We start from the raw sequence: 16,434 nt of genomic DNA, 5'->3' as shown, positions 1-16,434 counted from the left end.
AGGCCAGTCGATGCTTTTCGATATCCGCACCATTGTCGGCGCGCTGCTCGGCAGTTACGCCGTCGTTCTGGTCGTGACGGGGCTGGTGCACAACACCGCGGCCGAGGAGGCCAAGACCGGTGGAGTGAATGTGAATATCTGGGCTGGGCTCGGGATGGGGGCGGTGGCGATCGCCTTCCTGGTCTGGGTGTTGTTGCGGCCGGTCCCGGTGCCGACCAAGGATGCGCCTGCCAGCGAGGAGGATTCGCCTCCGGAGGCATGACTCAGGGCTCGCGATTCGCTGGTGTTACGGTCGAGGCATCCGAGATTCGCGAAGCGGTTACAGGAGAGAGCTTTGAGCCACGCCGACCCGTTCCCGCTCCGGCCGACACCAATTCACGTACCCGATGCGGTGCTCGCGGATCTGCAGCGGCGACTCGCACTGACACGCTGGCCCGACGATGCGGGCAATGACGACCGCTACTACGGCGTAGACCGCCGCTACCTGCAGGAACTCGTCGAGTACTGGCAGCACGAATACGACTGGCGCAAGGCCGAAGCCGCGATCAACGCCTATGACAACTACCTCGTCGACGTCGATGGCGTTCCGGTGCATTTCCTGCGCAGACCCGGAGTCGGCCCGAATCCGATACCGCTGATCCTCACCCACGGCTGGCCGTGGACCTTCTGGCACTGGGCCAAGGTCATCGATCCGCTCGCCGACCCCGGTGCGTACGGTGGCGATCCCGCCGATGCCTTCGATGTGATCGTGCCGTCTTTTCCCGGTTTCGGATTCTCCAGCCCACTGCCGAAGCACCCGGATATGAACTTCTGGAAGGTCGCCGACCTGTGGCACACGCTCATGACCGAAACCCTCGGCTACACCAAATATGCCGCCGCGGGGTGCGATGTGGGCGCGTTGGTCACCGGTCAACTCGGCCACAAATACGCCGACGAGCTGTACGCGATCCATATCGGCTCGGGCCAGAAGCTGACGCTGTTCGAGGGCGACCGAGCCTGGGATATCAGCGGCGGGCGTCCCATTCCGGACGGGCTGCCCGATGAGGTCTATGCCCGAATCATCGAGTTGGAGCACCGTTTCGGCGTCCACCTCGCGGCGCACGTCCTCGAACCGAGCACCTTGGCCTTCGGCCTGTCCGATTCACCCGCGGGCATGCTCGCCTGGATACTCCAGCGCTGGATGGCATGGAGTGACGACGACGGCGATATCGAAACCGTCTTCACCAAGGACGATCTGCTCACCCACGCCATGATCTTCTGGGCCACCAATTCCATCGGCACCTCGATCCGCACCTACGCCAATAACAACCGCTATCCCTGGACCCCGTCGCACGAGCGCCACCCCGTCATCGAGGCGCCCACCGGCATCACCTTCGTCGGCTACGAGAATCCGCCCGGCGTCACCACCGCCGACCGCGTCGAGCACTTCCGCGCCAGCGATCGCGGCCCCTGGTACAACCACGTCAACCTGACCGCCCACGACCAGGGCGGCCACTTCATCCCCTGGGAAATCCCTGACCTCTGGACTCAGGACCTTCGCCGCACCTTCCGCGGCCGCCGCTAGGCAGGGGCTTGCAAAGCCGGGAACCAGATGTCGGTGAGGACTTCGGCGGCCTGGTCGGTGGAGACATCGATGGTGCCCTGCATGGCCCAGCGGGTGAAGAAACGTTCCAGTTGGGCAACAAGGAGTTCCACGCGTAGGCGAGCCTCGTCGCGGCGGCTTTCGGGCCAGCGGGCGAGGTAGGAAGTCATGGCGTTGGGCAGGGCCAGGATGCCGCGGCGGGCGATTTCGCGGAATTCCGGCTCCAGTGCGGTGGCCTCGTCCCAGGCGGGCAGCAGGTCCTTGTATTCGTGGAACCAGGCGATGGCGCGGGTCACCCAGTCCACGAATTCCGCGCGGGAGCCGGTGTCGAGCACCCGGTCCAGATCCTCATAGAAGTGCAGTGCGGTCGGCGCGGTGCTCTGTTCGGCAATCGCACGCAGGATCTCGAGCTTGCTACTGAAGTGCAGGTAGAAGGTGGCGCGGCTACAGCCGACGGCGGCGGCGATGTCGTCGACCCGCACCGCCGCATAACCGCGTTCGGTGAACAGCGCCTTGGCGCCGTCCATCAGTCTGGCGCGGGTCTGCAGCTTCTGTTCGTCGCGCAGGCTCAGTCCGGGCGGATTCGACTTGGTCGGCATGATAGACATCATGTCATTCACTAGACAGTACGTCTAGCCAGTGCTAATTTGTTGCCTACGTCACTCCACGTGCCGCAGGCGGCGCGGGATGGTTCGCCGCATCGGATCCGGTGCCGCCCACGTGACGGCAATCCTTCGGACGAGGACTACGGAATTGACTCACAGCAATCTGCCCCGGGTATGCGTCATCGGCGCGGGCCCCTCCGGAATCACCGCCGCAAAACGCCTGCAGGACTTCGACATTCCCTTCGAGGTCTTCGAGGCGAGCGATGAAGTGGGCGGCAATTGGTATTTCAAGAATCCCAATGGGATGTCGGCCTGCTACCAGTCGCTGCATATCGACACCAGCAAGTTCCGGCTCGCCTTCGAGGATTACCCGGCGCCCGAGGAATGGCCTGACTTCCCGCACCACTCGCAGCTCTTCCAGTACTTCAAGGACTATGTCGACCATTTCGGCTTCCGCGACAAGATCCTGTTCAATACCAAGGTCACCGCGGCCGAGCGCCAGCAGGACGGCAGCTGGCTGGTCACCGCGAGCGATGGCCGCACCCGGGCCTACGACGCGCTGATCGTCTGCAACGGCCACCACTGGGATCCGCGCACTCCGGACTATCCGGGCGAATTCGACGGTGTGCTGATCCACAGCCACGCCTACAACGACCCGTTCGATCCGGTGGATATGCGCGGTAAGAAGATCGTGGTGGTCGGCATGGGCAACTCCGGGCTCGATATCGCCTCGGAACTATCGCAGCGGTTCGTCGCCGAGAAGCTGACCGTTTCGGCACGCCGCGGGGTTTGGGTGCTGCCGAAGTATGTCAACGGCAAGGTCGGCGATAAACAGAGTGTGCCGCCATGGATTCCACGCAAGGTCAGCCTGAAGCTCAAGCAGCGTTTCGTACGCAAGTTCCGCGGCGATATGGAGTTCTACGGTCTGCCGAAACCGGATCACAAGCCGTTCGAGGCGCATCCGTCGGCCAGCGAGGAGTTCCTGCATCGCGCGGGCTGCGGCGATATCGCCTTCAAACCGGCCATTACCGCACTGGAGGGTCCGCAGGTGCGCTTCGCCGACGGCAGCGCCGAGGAGGTGGACGTAATCGTCTGTGCCACCGGCTATCACATCAGCTTTCCGTTCTTCTCCGATCCGAAGCTGGTACCGGACGAACAGAATCGCATCCCGCTGTTCAAGCAGATGATGAAACCGGGTGTGGACAATCTGTTCTATCTCGGTCTGGCCCAACCGTTGCCGACGCTGGTGAATTTCGCCGAACAGCAGAGCAAGTTGGTCGCGGCCTATTTGACCGGCAAGTACCTGCCGCCGTCGGAGAAGGAGATGAATGCCGAGATCACGGCGGCCGAACAGCGCCGCACCGGACGGTATTACAACTCGCCTCGGCACACGATCCAAGTCGAGTTCGAGCCCTATGTGCGCGATATGAACCGGGAAATGGCAAGGGGCGCGAAGCGGGCTGCCGCCGCCGGCAATGCGTTGCCGGTGCCCGCCAGAGCGCTCGAGAATGCGTGAGGGCGGCCGATGACGACATCAGGATTCTGTACGGATGAATTCGCCGGTGTGCGAACGGAATTAGCCGCACAGATCGCCTCGGGTGCGGAACTCGGTGCATCGATCTGCGTGACCGTCGACGGCGAACCGGTTGTCGATATCTGGGGTGGACACCGCGATCTCGAGCGGACCGCGCCATGGACCGAGGACACCCTGGTCAATGTCTTCTCCATCAGCAAAACCATGACCGCGCTGTCCGCGCTGCTGCTGGTGGACCGGGGCGAGCTCGATGTGCAACAGAAGGTCGCGCACTACTGGCCGGAATTCGCCGCGAATGGCAAGGGCGATATCGAGATTCGCCATCTACTCGGTCACACCTCCGGGGTCTCGGGTTGGGAGCGGCCGATCGAGCTGGCCGATATCTACGACACCGAGGCGGCGAGCGCGCGGCTCGCGACACAGCCGCCGTGGTGGGAGCCGGGCACGGCATCGGGCTATCACGCACTGAACTATGGACATCTGGTCGGGGAGGTGGTCCGTCGAATTACGGGCCGCACCCTCGGCCAGTTCTTCGCCGAGGAACTCGCCGGACCGCTGAATGCCGATTTCCATATCGGCACCGCACCCGAAAACCATCACCGCATCGCACCGCTCGTCCCGCCGCCGCTGCTGCAATTCGATATGGCCGCGCTCGATCAGGACAGCATCCTGGTCAAGACGCTCACCAGTCCGCTGCTCGATATTCCGGAGGCCAATAGCGCCGCATGGCGGGAGGCCGAAATCGGGGCGGTGAACGGGCACGGCAATGCGCATTCAGTGGCCGCGGTGCAGTCGCTGGTCGCCTGCGGTGGAGCGCTGCACGGCCGAAGGTTGTTGTCGGAGAAGACAATCGATCTCATCTTCGAACAGCAGTCCGACGGTGCGGATCTGGCCCTGCTACTGCCGCTGCGCTTCGGGCTCGGTTACGGACTCCCCCAGTCGCAGACCGCGCCGGAGGTGCCCGACGGGAAGGTCTGCTGGTGGGCCGGATTCGGCGGCGCCATCGTGGTCAACGATCTCGATCATCGAGTCACCTTCGCCTACACCATGAACAAGATGGCGCCGGGACTCATCGGCTCCGATCGTGCGAATGCCTATCTGCGCGCGGTGTTTTCGGTGGTGCGCGCATGATGCGGGCATTACAGCTCACCGAACCGGGTGTACTCGAACTGCGTGAGGTCGCGGTGCCCGTGATCGGTCCGACTGATCTGCTGCTGCGGGTCGGTGCGGCGGGTATCTGTCATTCCGATCTGCATGTGCTGCATATTCCGTTCAAATTGCGCGAGGATCCGCTGACGCTCGGGCACGAGGTGGCGGGCACCATCGAGGCGGTCGGCAGTGCGGTCGACAGTCGGGTGGTCGGCGAACGCGGCATCGTCTACCTGTGCTGGTCGTGCGGTGTCTGCCGAGAGTGTGTGAGCGGCAATGAAAATGTGTGCCTCGCCGCCGGACGTACCGCCATGCCGCCGTGTCCGGGACTCGGTCCAGACGGCGGGATGGCGGAGTACATCCGCATACCCGCCAGCTCTTTCGTGCCGATCGGCGAGCTGGATTTCCTGCAGGCCGCGCCGCTGGCCGATGCGGCGCTGTCCAGCTACCACGCCATCAACGGCGCGCGAGAGCAGTTGTACCCCGGTTCGGTCGCGGTGGTCATCGGCATCGGCGGACTCGGCCATGTCGCGGTGCAGGTCCTTACCGCGACCAGCGCGACGCACGTGATCGCCGTTGACGTGAGCGAGGACAAACTGGCCCTGGCCGCCCGCTGCGGTGCGGCCGATGGCCTGCTCTCCGGTGCCGATACCGCGCGCGAAATCCTGGACCGCACCGATGGCCGTGGTGCCGATGCCGTTTTCGACTTCGTCGGTGTCGATGCGACCGCCAGGTTGGCAGTGGAATCGGTCGCCCCCAATGGCGCGTATCGCATGATCGGGCTCGGCGGTGGTGCACCGGAAGTCACGGCCGGACCAGCGGGCGGTCCGGGCTGGCCATGGGGCGCTTCGATTCGAAAGTGCTACGGCGGCACCAAATCCGATCTGATCAACTCCGTAGCCCTGGCCCAGTCGGGCCGGCTGACCGTCGAAACCGAACGCTTCGAGCTGGCGGACGGCCGCGCAGCCCTCGACCGACTGGAGCGCGGACTCATTACCGGCCGCGCCGTACTGGTGCCCTGACCCACGAGGAAGTGCCTCCTATGACAAAGCCTTTCGATCCACAGGCAATGGCCGCACAGGCCGTTGCGCGGCTGACCGGTCCCGGCGGGCCGTTCGAGATGACGGTCGAAAATGTACTCGGCGCGCCTATTCCGGTGATCAAGGACCGGGTGCGCGCATTGCGCGAAGTGCTCGCGGCATCGGTCGCCCTGGGTGATCGCGACTACCTGGTCACCGAGGACCGACGGATGTCCTATGCCGAGCACGTGGCCGCTGTCGGCGCGCTGGCTCGTGCGCTGCGGGAGCGATACGGCGTCGGAAAGGGTGACCGAATCGGCATTCTCGCGGCCAACACTACCGAGTGGGTGGTGACTTTCTGGGCCGCGCAGACGCTGGGCGCGATCGCCGTCGGCTACAACGCCTGGTGGATGCCGCGCGAAATCGCCTACGGCTTGGAGCACACCAGCCCGAAGGTCCTGATCGTCGATGCGAAACGCGCAGGCCAGGTGGCGCAGCTGGATATCCGGGTTCCCGTGCTCACCATGGAGCACGACCTACCCGCGCTGATCGCCGAGTACGGCGACGGCGAGCTACCGAACACCCCCGTAGACGAAGACGATCCCGCGGTAATCCTCTACACCAGCGGCACCAGCGGCCGCCCCAAGGGCGCAGTGCATTCGCAGCGAAACCTGGTGGCGGTCATCGACTATCACCGGTTCAACGACGCGCTCGCCGCCGCCTTCCAGGGCGGCATCGACGACGGCAGTCCGAAGGGCCGCCGATTCCTGCTCACCTCCCCGCTGTTCCACATCGCCAGCCTGCACAATCTGGTGCTGCCGCGCATGGCGACCGGCGATACCGCCGTCATCTATCAGGGCGCGTTCGACGCCGACCGGATACTGCGGCTGATCGAACAAGAGCGGATCAGCAACTGGGGGGCGATGCCGACCATGGCGAGTCGCCTGCTCGAAGTGGACCTGTCGAAGTACGATCTGACCTCGCTGGCCGCCTTCTCGCTGAATTCGGCTCCGTCCTCGGCCGCATTGCAACAGCAACTGCGCGAACAACTTCCAGTCGCCAAGACCGCGCTGGTGACCAGCTACGGCATGACCGAATGCAGTACCGCGGCGACCATTGCCGCACCGGCCGAACTCGCCGCCTTTCCGGACACCGTGGGCCGTCCTGTGATCGGAGTCGACCTGCAGATCCGCGATGCGCTCGGCGAACCCGTCGGCGAGGGCGTCGAGGGTGAGATCTGGGTGCGCAGCCCCTACGTCATGCTCGGCTACTGGGCGGATGAGGCCGCCACGGCCGCCGCCATCACGCCAGAGCGCTGGTTGCGCACCGGCGATATCGGAGTCCTCGAGCAAGGCCGACTCCGATTGTCCGGCAGGCGTTCGGATCTCATCTTGCGCGGTGGCGAGAATGTGTACCCGACCGAGGTCGAGCAGTGTCTGGACGAACATCCCGCGGTGCGCGAATCCGCCGTCGTCGGGGTGCCCGATGACGAGCTCGGCCAGCTGGTCGCGGCACTGGTTGTCGTCGAGAATGCCTCCGCCACAACCGAACAGGAACTGACGGAATTCGCGAGGCAGCGCATCGCGTACTACAAGGTCCCCGCACGGTGGCGGATCACCACGACTCCCCTGACCCGCAATGCGACCGGCAAGGTCGTGCGGGCCGGGATTGCCGACGCCCTTTCCGCCGCGGAGTGAAGTTATGTACGACACGATCATCAAAGGCGGACGTTGGTTCGACGGCACCGGTTCGCCCTCGGCCATCCGTCACCTCGGAATCCGGGAAGGTTCTATAGCCGCAGTTTCGGCCGAACCGCTCGATGAGACCGACTGCCCGCACGTCATCGATGCCACCGGGAAATGGGTGATTCCCGGCATGATCGATATCCATACCCACTACGACGTCGAGGTGCTGCAGAGTCCGGCGCTGGCCGAATCCATCCGGCACGGCATTACCACCGTGCTGCTCGGGTCGTGCTCATTGTCGACGGTGCATGTCGACGCATCGGACGCCGGTGATCTGTTCGGCCGGGTGGAGGCCATTCCGCGCAAACATGTGATCGCGGCAATGACCGAAACCAAGTCTTGGACTTCGGCGCACGAATATGTCGAGGCGCTGGAGGCGCTGCCGCTCGGGCCCAACCTCGCCGCCTTCATCGGACATTCCGATATCCGCGCCGCTGAGATGGGATTGGATCGCGCCACCCGCAAGGAGATTCGGCCCACGGATGCCGAATTGGACTCCATGGCAGTGAAACTCGAGGAGGCATTGGACGCGGGCTTCGTCGGCATGTCCTCCCAACAGCTGCTATTCGACAAGCTCGACGGTGAGGTCTGCCGATCGCGCACCCTGCCCTCGACCTATGCGACCACCGGCGAACGCCGCAGGCTGAATGCGATCCTGCGGCGTCGCGGCCGGGCGTTGCAGGGCGGGCCGGATGTGGCCCGGCCGCAAAGTCTGGTCGCGATGGCGGCGAGCAGCCTCGGCATCTTCCGCAAACCACTGAAGGTCAGCCTGCTGTCGGCGGCCGATATCAAGGCCATTCCCACTGTCGCCCAGATCTTTCCGTTGATCGCACGGCTGCTCAATCGGCTCGGCGGTGACTTCCGCTGGCAGCATCTGCCGGTGCCGTTCGAGATCTACTCCGACGGTATCGATTTGCCGGTATTCGAGGAATTCGGTTCGGGCGCAGCGGCATTGCATCTGTCCAACCAGTTGGAGCAGCGTCGGGAGCTACTGCGGGACGAAGGCTATCGACGCCGATTCCGTAAGGATTACGACAAGAAGTTCGGGCCGCGGGTATGGCATCGCGATTTCTTCGACGCCGAAATCGTCGAGTGTCCGGATGCTTCGGTGATCGGCAAGACCTTCGGTCAGGTCGGGCAGGATCGCGGTGGCTTGCATCCGGTGGACGCGTTTCTGGATCTGGTCGTCGAATACGGGGACAAAGTGCGTTGGCGCACAACGATTTCCAATCACCGACCACAGGTGCTCGACAAATTCGCCGCCGACCCCGGGGTGCAGCTCGGCTTCTCGGATGCGGGCGCGCATCTGCGGAATATGGCCTTCTACAACTTCGGGCTGCGGTTTCTGCGCCGGGTCTACGACGCCGAGCGCGCGGGGCGTCCGTTCCTGTCCCTCGAACGCGCGGTGCATCGGATCACCGGTGAACTCGCCGACTGGTACGGCATCGACGCGGGCCACCTGCGTCTCGGGGACCGCGCCGATCTGGTCGTCATCGATCCCGCACAACTGGACGAGACCATCGAGGCCTACGCCGAAGCACCGATCGCCGTATTCGACAACCTGTCGCGCATGGTCAACCGTAGTGACGCCACGGTAGTCGCGGTGCTCGTCGGCGGGGAGTATGTCTTCGGGGCGGGCGTGTCGGCACCGGTGCTCGGCACCCGCCGGACGGGCCGCTTCCTCCGGGCGAGTACCTGACCTCGCCATACCGACCGCCCCCAGACAGCTCGCTTCGCCGCCGCATGCACGCTCAGGGTGCTGCCACCTCGCTGCGCTACGCGATGGCGCATCCGGACGTGCGCCCTGGTGTTGTGCATCCCCTGACCTGGAACACCATGCGCACGGGCGGCCAGTCCGCCCTGGCATGGTCGACACCAGACTCCCGCTGGCACCGGAGGCCCGCCGGTTGGCGCTTCCGGATGGCGTCATCTCGCGGATCGTCGCCGATCAGCTCGGCGAGAGCGGGCGGCGAAGCAAACTGCACCATTCACCACGGCTCACGGCGCATTGGGGTAGTTGCAGACGCTGAATGACCTGGTACGGGACTTCCCGACCCACGCTGACCTCGATGTTTTCACCCCCGGCCCCGGACTCTGTCGACCTGCACCATCTGGGGGCGCGCAGAACCGCATCCTGTCGGCCCGCGCGGGAGCCCGACTCGACGAGACACTGCATCCACACACTCGAATTAAGCTCACGGAATGCGACCACCTGCCTATGGTGGAGGATCCAGAGAACCGTAACGAACATCATCACTACCTTTCTGTTCAGTCCAGAGGTACGGCCGTTCGGCCTTACAGAACACCCGGTCAACCCCGGATTCAGGTGTTGATCTTGTTGTTTGAGGGCGCCGAACGCGGTTACCCGAACCTCAGCCATCGAGGAAAGGGACGTCATGTTGCTACGCCGATTTGCCCGACCACTGCTGGCGACCGCGTTCGTCGCCGATGGGGTCGACGCACTGGTCCACCCCGAGCCGCGCACCCAAGCGGCATCGACCCTGGTCCAGCAGGGTCAGCAATCGCTGCCCGACAAGTTCGCCGCGAAATTGCCAGCGGATCCGGGGACGGTCGTGCGGATCAATGCGATCACCCAGGTCTCGGCCGGTGTGCTGCTTGCCCTCGGTAAGTTCCCGCGCCTGGCCTCGCTCACCTTGGCCGCGACGGTGATTCCCGCGACGGTCACCGAACAGGATTTCTGGGCGGAAAAGGATCCGGAGCGCAAGGCGGCCAAGCGCAACGCCTTCCTCAAGGATGTGAGTCTGCTCGGCGGTCTGATGATCGCCAGCGCGGATACCGAGGGCAGGCCGTCGCTCGGCTGGCGTGGTCGACGCGCCGCGAGCAATGCCACGGCGGCGGTTTCGGCCGCATTGCCGTTCACCGCAACGGATTCGGCGACCGGCGAGTCACTGCGACGGCATGCAGTCGATGCCGCTGTGCGGGCCCGTGAACTCGGCGATGTCGCGGCGACGCGGGTCGCGGGTGTCGCGCAGGAGCGGGGCTCCGATATCGCGGATACCGTCAAGGAGCACGGTCCGGAATGGGCCGAGTCGGCCAGAGAACGCGGTGCGAAGTGGGCGGAAAAGGCGGCCGAACTCGCCGAGCTCGCCAAGGAACGCGGGCCCGAACTCGCATCGACGGCGCGTGAGCGCGGTGCGCATCTCGCCGAAATGGCTCAGCACCGCGGGGCCGAGCTCGCCGAGCTCGCCAAGGAACGCGGACCGGAATTCGCTTCGACCGCGCGCGAGCGCGGCGCCGAACTCTCGGACAAAACCCAAAAGCGTAGTGCGCGCTTGGCGGAGAAGGCCCAGCACCGCGGCATCGAGCTCGCCGAGCTCGCCAAGGAACGCGGGCCCGAACTCGCCTCGACCGCACGCAAACGTGGCGCCGAACTTTCGGAGAAAGCACAGAAGCGCGGTGCGCGTTTAACCGAGAAGGCGGAGCGGCAGGCCAAGAAGGCGCAGCCGCGGGTCGACAGGGCGCTGCGCCGTCTCGATAAGGCTCAGGAGCGTGCGGCTCTCGCGCAGGAACGGATCGCCAACGCACGTGCCCGCGTGGAGGCGCGGCGCAGCTGAAAGCACACGGACCCTACACCGGGGCAGCACATCCCGGTGTAGGGTCCGCGAGTGCCGCGGCCAAGGAACCGACGCGGCAGAAGTTCGTGGTGAGTCCGGTGAGCTCGATGGCCCGATCGACACAGCGCACCGTGGTGATCAAAACCATTCGGCGGTCGGCCTTTTCCGCCGCCGCCTGGGCCTCGACCAGGGTCGTCAGTCCGGCGGCGGCGAAGAAGGTGACCGGGGACAGGTCGACGACCATGATCGAGCCCTGAGAACCGAAGGCGCGCAATAGCTTGTCCCGTAGTCGCGGCGCGGTCGACAAATCGACCTCGCCCGCGACGACCACCAGCGTGACATCACCACGCGGACGGCTCACGGTGAATTGGATGATCCGAGCTCCGGACACGGTCGAAATATCAACGCGCTCACCGTGTCCGGTTTTGTCACGGTCAGCGGGTCTACCTGCCGGATAAGCGAAATGGGTCGACATGCGCTGGCTCCTGCGGTCCGGTCGGACCTGTCTCACCAGTCAAGCAGGGTCGGCCGGGTCTGTACAGGGATCCTGTGCGCCGCACGGTAACGGATGCGAAAAATCTCCGGGAACCAGGGCGTGGGGCCGTACGACTAAGTGTGCATGCAGCACACAGCGGTGCGGATGCGCCCTACCGACACCGGCGATCGCATCGAAAGATCCCGCCCATGAAACGTAGCGCGGTGCTGGCCCTGGCCGTCGGCACCCTCGCCGTCGCCGGATGTTCGACGACGGTCACCGAATCGGCGACCACCGCACCCGCTGCCGCGACCGAGGGCATCACGAAATATCCCGTCACCGTGGAGAACTGCGGCAAGAGCTACACCTTCAGCGAGGCACCGAACCGGGTCGTGGTGATGAACGGCGGTTCCATCGGCGAGGTTTCGTCGCTGGTCGCCCTGGGCGTCGCGGACCGCGTCATCGCCAATGCGCAGTCCTACGGCTCCTCCGATGTGCCCGGCCGCGGCGATGCCATCGCGGCTATGCCGACCGGTGGGATAACGCCGAACAACCTGCAGGACATCCCCCGCGAGGCCATGCTCACACAGCATCCAGATCTCGTCATCTCCACCGGGGGTGGCGGCTTCTCCGCCGATCAGGGTTTCGCGACTCGCGCGGAGCTGTCGGGTGCCGGTGCCAATACCTATGTGCCCCGGGCCAATTGCGGTTCGACCGGTGCAGTCACCGGTACTCCGACCATCGAGGACAGCTATGCGATGCTCCGCGACTTCGGCACGATCTTCGATGTGCCCGGCCGCGCCCAGAAGCTCATCGACGACGCCGAGCGCAAGATCGCCGAGACATCCGCGCGGGTGGCCGGGCAGCCGAAGAAGAATGTCCTGCTCATTTTCCCGGGTATGGGTATGGGCGACGGGGGCGACTTTTCGGCCATTGCGGCGGGCGGTATCTGGAACGACGTAATCGACAAGGCCGGTGCGATGAATCCGTTCAACCACACGGACGGAACCACTTTCGTGACGATCAGCAAGGAACAGCTCGCCGTCGCCCCGATCGACGGGCTCATCGTGGTCGACTACCGCAATCCCGACATCGATGGCGCGGCCAAGCGGATCCTCGAGCAGTTCCCGCAGTGGAATGCGAGTAAGAACACCAACTACACGGTGCTCTCGGATTCGATCTACCTCGGGCCGAGCAATGACATCGCGGTAGACAAGATCGCCAGACTCGTACACCCCGAACAATTCTCATGACCAACACGCTTCGAAGACAGCGGTTATCAGCGACGACACCGCTGCCCATCGCGATTGCCGTTTCGGTGGCAATCCTGTTCGTGGTCATGCTGGTATCCATCGGTGTGGGATCGGTGACGGTCTCGATTGCCGATACGTTCCGCGTCATTCTCGCCCACTTATCCGGTAACACACCGGATGTCGGGTTCACGGTCGACCAGATCGTCTGGAACTATCGCCTCCCCCGGGTAATCCTCGCCGCGCTCTGCGGCTGCGGCTTGGCGATCTCGGGCGTGATTCTGCAAGCGCTGGTGCACAATCCGCTCGCCGACCCGTATGTGCTCGGATTGTCATCGGGTGCCTCGCTCGGCGCGGTGACCGTGATCGTCACCGCGGGTGCGGCACTCGGCGGTATCGGCGTCTCAGGCGCCGCCTTTGTCGGCGCAATCGGCACCGCCGCAGTGGTTTTCGCAGTCGGACAGCGACGCGGCACGCTGGCACCGACCCGTCTGGTGCTGGCCGGTGTCGCCGTCGGCTATCTGCTGCTGGCGGCGACGAACTATCTCCAATTGCGTGCCACCCCGAATGAGCTTCGCGCGGTGATGTTCTGGACCATGGGCAGCGTCTCCGGGGCGAGTTGGACCCGACTCGGACCGGTCACGCTGGTAGTCCTCGTGGTCGTGACCGTCGTGCTGGCCTTCGGCCGTCGCCTCAATGTGCTCGGCACCGGCGACGAACAGGCCACCGCGCTCGGCGTCGACGTCCGCACCACCCGGATCATCCTGCTGGTGCTTGCCTCCCTGCTGACCGGCGTGCTCATCGCTGTGGCGGGCGGAATCGGCTTCGTGGGCTTGATGATTCCGCATCTGACACGTCTGGCCTTCGGTGTGGACCACCGTAGGGTGCTACCGCTGGCGGCACTGCTCGGCGCGGCATACCTGGTCCTGGTCGACCTGCTGTCGCGAACCATCGACGCCCCGCACGAACTCCCGCTCGGCATCTTCACCGCCGCCTTCGGCGCGCCGTTCTTCCTTTGGCTACTCCGCCGCGAGGGAGGTCCCGCATGACCGGGCAACCCGCCCACACTGGGTGCCCGGTTGCGGCACAGGGCGGCCGGATCGCCGAGTTGTCGGTGGTTGAGGTCACTATCGCTCTCGCAAGCGCACAGGTGCTGGATGCGGTGACGTTGCATGCTCCGCCGGGGTCGTTCGTCGGGGTGGTGGGACCGAATGGAAGCGGTAAGACGACGCTGTTGCGCGCCATCTATCGCTCGCTGCGACCGGAGCGAGGCATGGTGCTGATCGATGGCGCCGATATCAGTGCGATGTCGGTGCGTGCGGCGGCACGCACCACGGCGGCGGTGCTGCAAAATAGTTCGGGCGCGCCGGAATTGACAGTCGCGGAGCTGATCGGCCTGGGCCGCAATCCGCATCACGCACTGTTCAGCCGGGACTCCGCCGCCGATCATGCGGCAGTGGCGGACGCCATGGCACGCACCGGTGTCACCGACTACGCCGAACGCCCGATCGGCTCGCTATCGGGTGGTGAGCGTCAGCGGGTGCTGTTGGCCAGAGCGCTCGCACAGCAGCCGCGCCTGCTGGTCCTCGACGAACTGACCAACCATCTCGACGTGCGCGCCCGATTCGAACTGCTCGACCTGGTCCGCTCTACCGGTATCACCACGCTGGCGGTACTGCACGAATTGGATCTGGCGGTGCGCTGCTGTGACCAGCTGGTCGTGCTCGATCACGGCAAGGTCGTCGCGGCGGGTGCGGTGCTCGAGGTCATGACGCCCGAGCTGCTACGGAAAGTCTTCGGTGTCAATGCCACTGCCGAGCAACACGATGACGGCGTTGTCCGATTGCACTACGCAGCAAAGCCTTTGGCCGCTCGATAAACAGTGGCGTCGACGCTGGGGCTCGTTACTCGATGCGGCCGCGACGGCTGCACCGCGCTCACGCACCGAAATAGTGGCGCCACACCGAGGCGGCGGCGCGGCTCGACGCTCGGGATTCGTTACTCGGGGAGCCGCGACGGCTGCACCGCGCTCATGCATCCCGCCGGAATTGCGGCGGCACAACGAGGCGGCGGCGCGGCTGGACGGCTCTGGCAGTCGCGGGACGGATCAACAACGAGTTGACCGAAGTCAACCGTTGGCGCGACGCCTACCTCCGAAACGCGTTGCGGCGATGAGGTCTTCGCGGGCACGTGCGACTCGGGACCGCACCGTGCCCACCGGACACCCGCACACCGCTGCTGCCTCGGCATACGACAAACCGAGCACCTGCGTCAGTACCAGCGCCTCCCGGCGCACCGCGGACAGATCCTCGAGTAACAGCTTCAGCTCCACGGTGTCGGCGAGCCCATCCCGCCGCGCCACCTGACGGTCCGCCGCGGCCACCCAGTCGACGCCCGGGGCGATGCGCGGTCGGGCCACGGCCATCCGCACCTGGTCGACGACGACGCGGCGCGCGATCGACAGCAACCAGGTCCGGGCGCTGGAACGACCCTCGAAGCGCTTGATGCTGCCCAACGCGCGCAGATAGGTCTCCTGGGTCAGATCATCGGCACGCGACAGCTCGGTGAGGTGGGCCAGCAACCGCCAGACATCCTTCTGGGTGGCCCGGATAAAAGCTTCCAGAGCTCGTCGATCCCCATGCGCCGCAGCAAGTGCCAGCTGAGTCGTCTCGTCATCCTCGGCGGGCGTCGGCATGAGCTCGACAATAACCTGTGCGCGCCGCGGGAACTTTGTGGTGCTGGCGGACGACAATCTGGACGTGGAGTGCAAGGTATGCCGGACCGCGCTGTCGGCCCGGATCGATGGCGAACGCGAAACCGTGCCCGCGGCGCGCGTCGACGAACACCTCGAACAGTGCGCGCAGTGCTGTTCCTGGTACGCGGCCGCCGTGGAAACCTCGCGCCTGCTGCGCGGCGGCTCGGCGTACGCACCCGACCTCACCGATGCCATATTCGCTGCCGCCGATCTGGAGCGGCCGCGCGGATCGAGGTGGCGGACATCACTTTCCGAGGTGAAGTGGACCAGGCTACTGCTCGGACTACTCGGGGTCGTGCAGTGCGCGCTGGCGATCGGCCAGTTCGCCGGATTCGACTTCGGTATGACCCATCACCACGGCGCTGAAATGGCCGAGCACCTGATGAACGAGTCCACGGCATGGAGCCTGGCAATCGGCATCGGATTCATCTACTGCGCGCTGCGACCGTACGCCACCTCCGGTGTGCTGCCGGTGCTCGGCGTGCTGGTGACAACGCTCACGGCCTTCGTCATCTGTGATCTGTATTCGGGGGTCGTGCCGATCTCTCGGGTGCTCTCGCACGGCATTCTGGTCGCCGCGCTGGTGTTGGTCGTGGTGGTACATCGCACCCGCCGAACGGAAACCTCACCGCCGACCCGCACGAGCAATCCCGCCCTCGCTGAACCCGTGCTGCCGCCCGGTGCACGATTCGGCCGCCGCACCGGCCATCTGCGCTCGACCCACGATCCTGCCGCCTGACCGAAC

Annotated in this window: 15 protein-coding genes; 12 read left to right on the top strand and 3 right to left on the bottom strand. The window is 65.2% G+C overall.

The features are described from left to right. The first annotated feature begins 10 nt into the window (after positions 1–10). The gene (locus ACIBJI_RS33850; RefSeq protein ID WP_364345166.1) at positions 11–262 is read left to right on the top strand and encodes a hypothetical protein; all 252 of its coding nucleotides are present in this window, start codon (positions 11–13) and stop codon (positions 260–262) included. A gap of 72 nt (positions 263–334) precedes the next feature. Continuing rightward, positions 335–1,564 (top strand): epoxide hydrolase, encoded by a 1,230-nt coding sequence (locus ACIBJI_RS33845; protein WP_364345168.1) that lies wholly within the window; start codon positions 335–337, stop codon positions 1,562–1,564. Here the strand turns inward: ACIBJI_RS33845 and ACIBJI_RS33840 are convergent. After that, on the bottom strand, positions 1,561–2,181 hold the full coding sequence (locus ACIBJI_RS33840; protein ID WP_364345170.1) for a TetR/AcrR family transcriptional regulator: 621 nt from the start codon (positions 2,179–2,181) through the stop codon (positions 1,561–1,563). The genes ACIBJI_RS33845 and ACIBJI_RS33840 overlap by 4 nt on opposite strands. A gap of 154 nt (positions 2,182–2,335) precedes the next feature. Between ACIBJI_RS33840 and ACIBJI_RS33835 the strand changes: the two genes are divergently transcribed. The 6 genes from ACIBJI_RS33835 (at position 2,336) to ACIBJI_RS33810 (ending at position 11,209) form a co-directional block, all read left to right on the top strand. Continuing rightward, positions 2,336–3,703, top strand: coding sequence for a flavin-containing monooxygenase (locus tag ACIBJI_RS33835; RefSeq protein WP_397087306.1), 1,368 nt, complete (start codon positions 2,336–2,338; stop codon positions 3,701–3,703). Between the two features lie 9 nt (positions 3,704–3,712). Then, complete coding sequence (locus tag ACIBJI_RS33830) at positions 3,713–4,852, top strand: serine hydrolase domain-containing protein (protein WP_364345174.1); 1,140 nt, start codon at positions 3,713–3,715, stop codon at positions 4,850–4,852. After that, on the top strand, positions 4,852–5,892 hold the full coding sequence (locus ACIBJI_RS33825; RefSeq protein WP_397087334.1) for an NAD(P)-dependent alcohol dehydrogenase: 1,041 nt from the start codon (positions 4,852–4,854) through the stop codon (positions 5,890–5,892). Before ACIBJI_RS33830 ends, ACIBJI_RS33825 begins: the two co-directional genes overlap by 1 nt. Before the next feature lie 20 nt (positions 5,893–5,912). Further along, positions 5,913–7,586, top strand: coding sequence for a class I adenylate-forming enzyme family protein (locus ACIBJI_RS33820; RefSeq protein WP_397087304.1), 1,674 nt, complete (start codon positions 5,913–5,915; stop codon positions 7,584–7,586). A 4-nt stretch (positions 7,587–7,590) separates the two neighbouring features. After that, entirely contained in the window at positions 7,591–9,333 is a 1,743-nt protein-coding gene (locus ACIBJI_RS33815; RefSeq protein ID WP_397087302.1) for an amidohydrolase family protein, read from the top strand. A 697-nt stretch (positions 9,334–10,030) separates the two neighbouring features. After that, positions 10,031–11,209 (top strand): DoxX family membrane protein, encoded by a 1,179-nt coding sequence (locus ACIBJI_RS33810; RefSeq protein WP_397087300.1) that lies wholly within the window; start codon positions 10,031–10,033, stop codon positions 11,207–11,209. Positions 11,210–11,222: 13 nt separating this feature from the next. On the opposite strand, the gene ACIBJI_RS33805 is transcribed toward ACIBJI_RS33810, so the two are convergent. Then, positions 11,223–11,684: an STAS domain-containing protein gene (locus ACIBJI_RS33805; RefSeq protein ID WP_364345182.1), complete on the bottom strand. Its 462-nt coding sequence runs from the start codon at positions 11,682–11,684 to the stop codon at positions 11,223–11,225. Between the two features lie 209 nt (positions 11,685–11,893). On the opposite strand from ACIBJI_RS33805, the gene ACIBJI_RS33800 reads away from it, so the two are divergent. Genes ACIBJI_RS33800 through ACIBJI_RS33790 form a run of 3 tightly spaced genes read left to right on the top strand, consistent with a single transcriptional unit; the run spans position 11,894 to position 14,813 of the window. After that, complete coding sequence (locus ACIBJI_RS33800) at positions 11,894–12,937, top strand: ABC transporter substrate-binding protein (RefSeq protein WP_397087297.1); 1,044 nt, start codon at positions 11,894–11,896, stop codon at positions 12,935–12,937. Further along, a complete protein-coding gene (locus tag ACIBJI_RS33795) occupies positions 12,934–13,983 on the top strand; it encodes an iron ABC transporter permease (RefSeq protein ID WP_364345186.1) in 1,050 nt (349 codons plus the stop codon). Before ACIBJI_RS33800 ends, ACIBJI_RS33795 begins: the two co-directional genes overlap by 4 nt. Beyond that, complete coding sequence (locus ACIBJI_RS33790; RefSeq protein WP_396958705.1) at positions 13,980–14,813, top strand: ABC transporter ATP-binding protein; 834 nt, start codon at positions 13,980–13,982, stop codon at positions 14,811–14,813. Before ACIBJI_RS33795 ends, ACIBJI_RS33790 begins: the two co-directional genes overlap by 4 nt. Before the next feature lie 249 nt (positions 14,814–15,062). On the opposite strand, the gene sigC is transcribed toward ACIBJI_RS33790, so the two are convergent. Then, positions 15,063–15,629 carry an RNA polymerase sigma factor SigC gene (gene sigC, locus ACIBJI_RS33785; protein WP_397087295.1) on the bottom strand — a complete coding sequence of 189 codons (567 nt, stop codon included), beginning with the start codon at positions 15,627–15,629 and terminating at the stop codon, positions 15,063–15,065. Between sigC and ACIBJI_RS33780 the strand changes: the two genes are divergently transcribed. Then, positions 15,628–16,428: a zf-HC2 domain-containing protein gene (locus tag ACIBJI_RS33780; RefSeq protein ID WP_396958706.1), complete on the top strand. Its 801-nt coding sequence runs from the start codon at positions 15,628–15,630 to the stop codon at positions 16,426–16,428. The two genes, sigC and ACIBJI_RS33780, sit on opposite strands and share 2 nt — an antisense overlap. Positions 16,429–16,434 lie beyond the last annotated feature (6 nt).

Source organism: Nocardia sp. NPDC050408 (assembly GCF_044458905.1).
Taxonomy (GTDB): domain Bacteria; phylum Actinomycetota; class Actinomycetes; order Mycobacteriales; family Mycobacteriaceae; genus Nocardia.
Note: the sequence above shows the minus strand (reverse complement) of the source record. Positions and strands in the feature narration are given on the sequence as shown.

What these genes read in the sequence shown, in the direction of transcription:
- ACIBJI_RS33810 (WP_397087300.1), top strand. Translation starts at nt 10,031, where the DNA reads ATGTTGCTACGCCGATTTGCCCGACCACTGCTGGCGACCGCGTTCGTC.
- ACIBJI_RS33815 (WP_397087302.1), top strand. Translation starts at nt 7,591, where the DNA reads ATGTACGACACGATCATCAAAGGCGGACGTTGGTTCGACGGCACCGGT.
- ACIBJI_RS33805 (WP_364345182.1), bottom strand. Translation starts at nt 11,684, where the DNA reads ATGTCGACCCATTTCGCTTATCCGGCAGGTAGACCCGCTGACCGTGAC.
- ACIBJI_RS33830 (WP_364345174.1), top strand. Translation starts at nt 3,713, where the DNA reads ATGACGACATCAGGATTCTGTACGGATGAATTCGCCGGTGTGCGAACG.
- ACIBJI_RS33800 (WP_397087297.1), top strand. Translation starts at nt 11,894, where the DNA reads ATGAAACGTAGCGCGGTGCTGGCCCTGGCCGTCGGCACCCTCGCCGTC.
- ACIBJI_RS33790 (WP_396958705.1), top strand. Translation starts at nt 13,980, where the DNA reads ATGACCGGGCAACCCGCCCACACTGGGTGCCCGGTTGCGGCACAGGGC.
- ACIBJI_RS33825 (WP_397087334.1), top strand. Translation starts at nt 4,852, where the DNA reads ATGCGGGCATTACAGCTCACCGAACCGGGTGTACTCGAACTGCGTGAG.
- ACIBJI_RS33820 (WP_397087304.1), top strand. Translation starts at nt 5,913, where the DNA reads ATGACAAAGCCTTTCGATCCACAGGCAATGGCCGCACAGGCCGTTGCG.
- ACIBJI_RS33780 (WP_396958706.1), top strand. Translation starts at nt 15,628, where the DNA reads ATGAGCTCGACAATAACCTGTGCGCGCCGCGGGAACTTTGTGGTGCTG.
- ACIBJI_RS33840 (WP_364345170.1), bottom strand. Translation starts at nt 2,181, where the DNA reads ATGCCGACCAAGTCGAATCCGCCCGGACTGAGCCTGCGCGACGAACAG.
- ACIBJI_RS33850 (WP_364345166.1), top strand. Translation starts at nt 11, where the DNA reads ATGCTTTTCGATATCCGCACCATTGTCGGCGCGCTGCTCGGCAGTTAC.
- ACIBJI_RS33795 (WP_364345186.1), top strand. Translation starts at nt 12,934, where the DNA reads ATGACCAACACGCTTCGAAGACAGCGGTTATCAGCGACGACACCGCTG.
- sigC (WP_397087295.1), bottom strand. Translation starts at nt 15,629, where the DNA reads ATGCCGACGCCCGCCGAGGATGACGAGACGACTCAGCTGGCACTTGCT.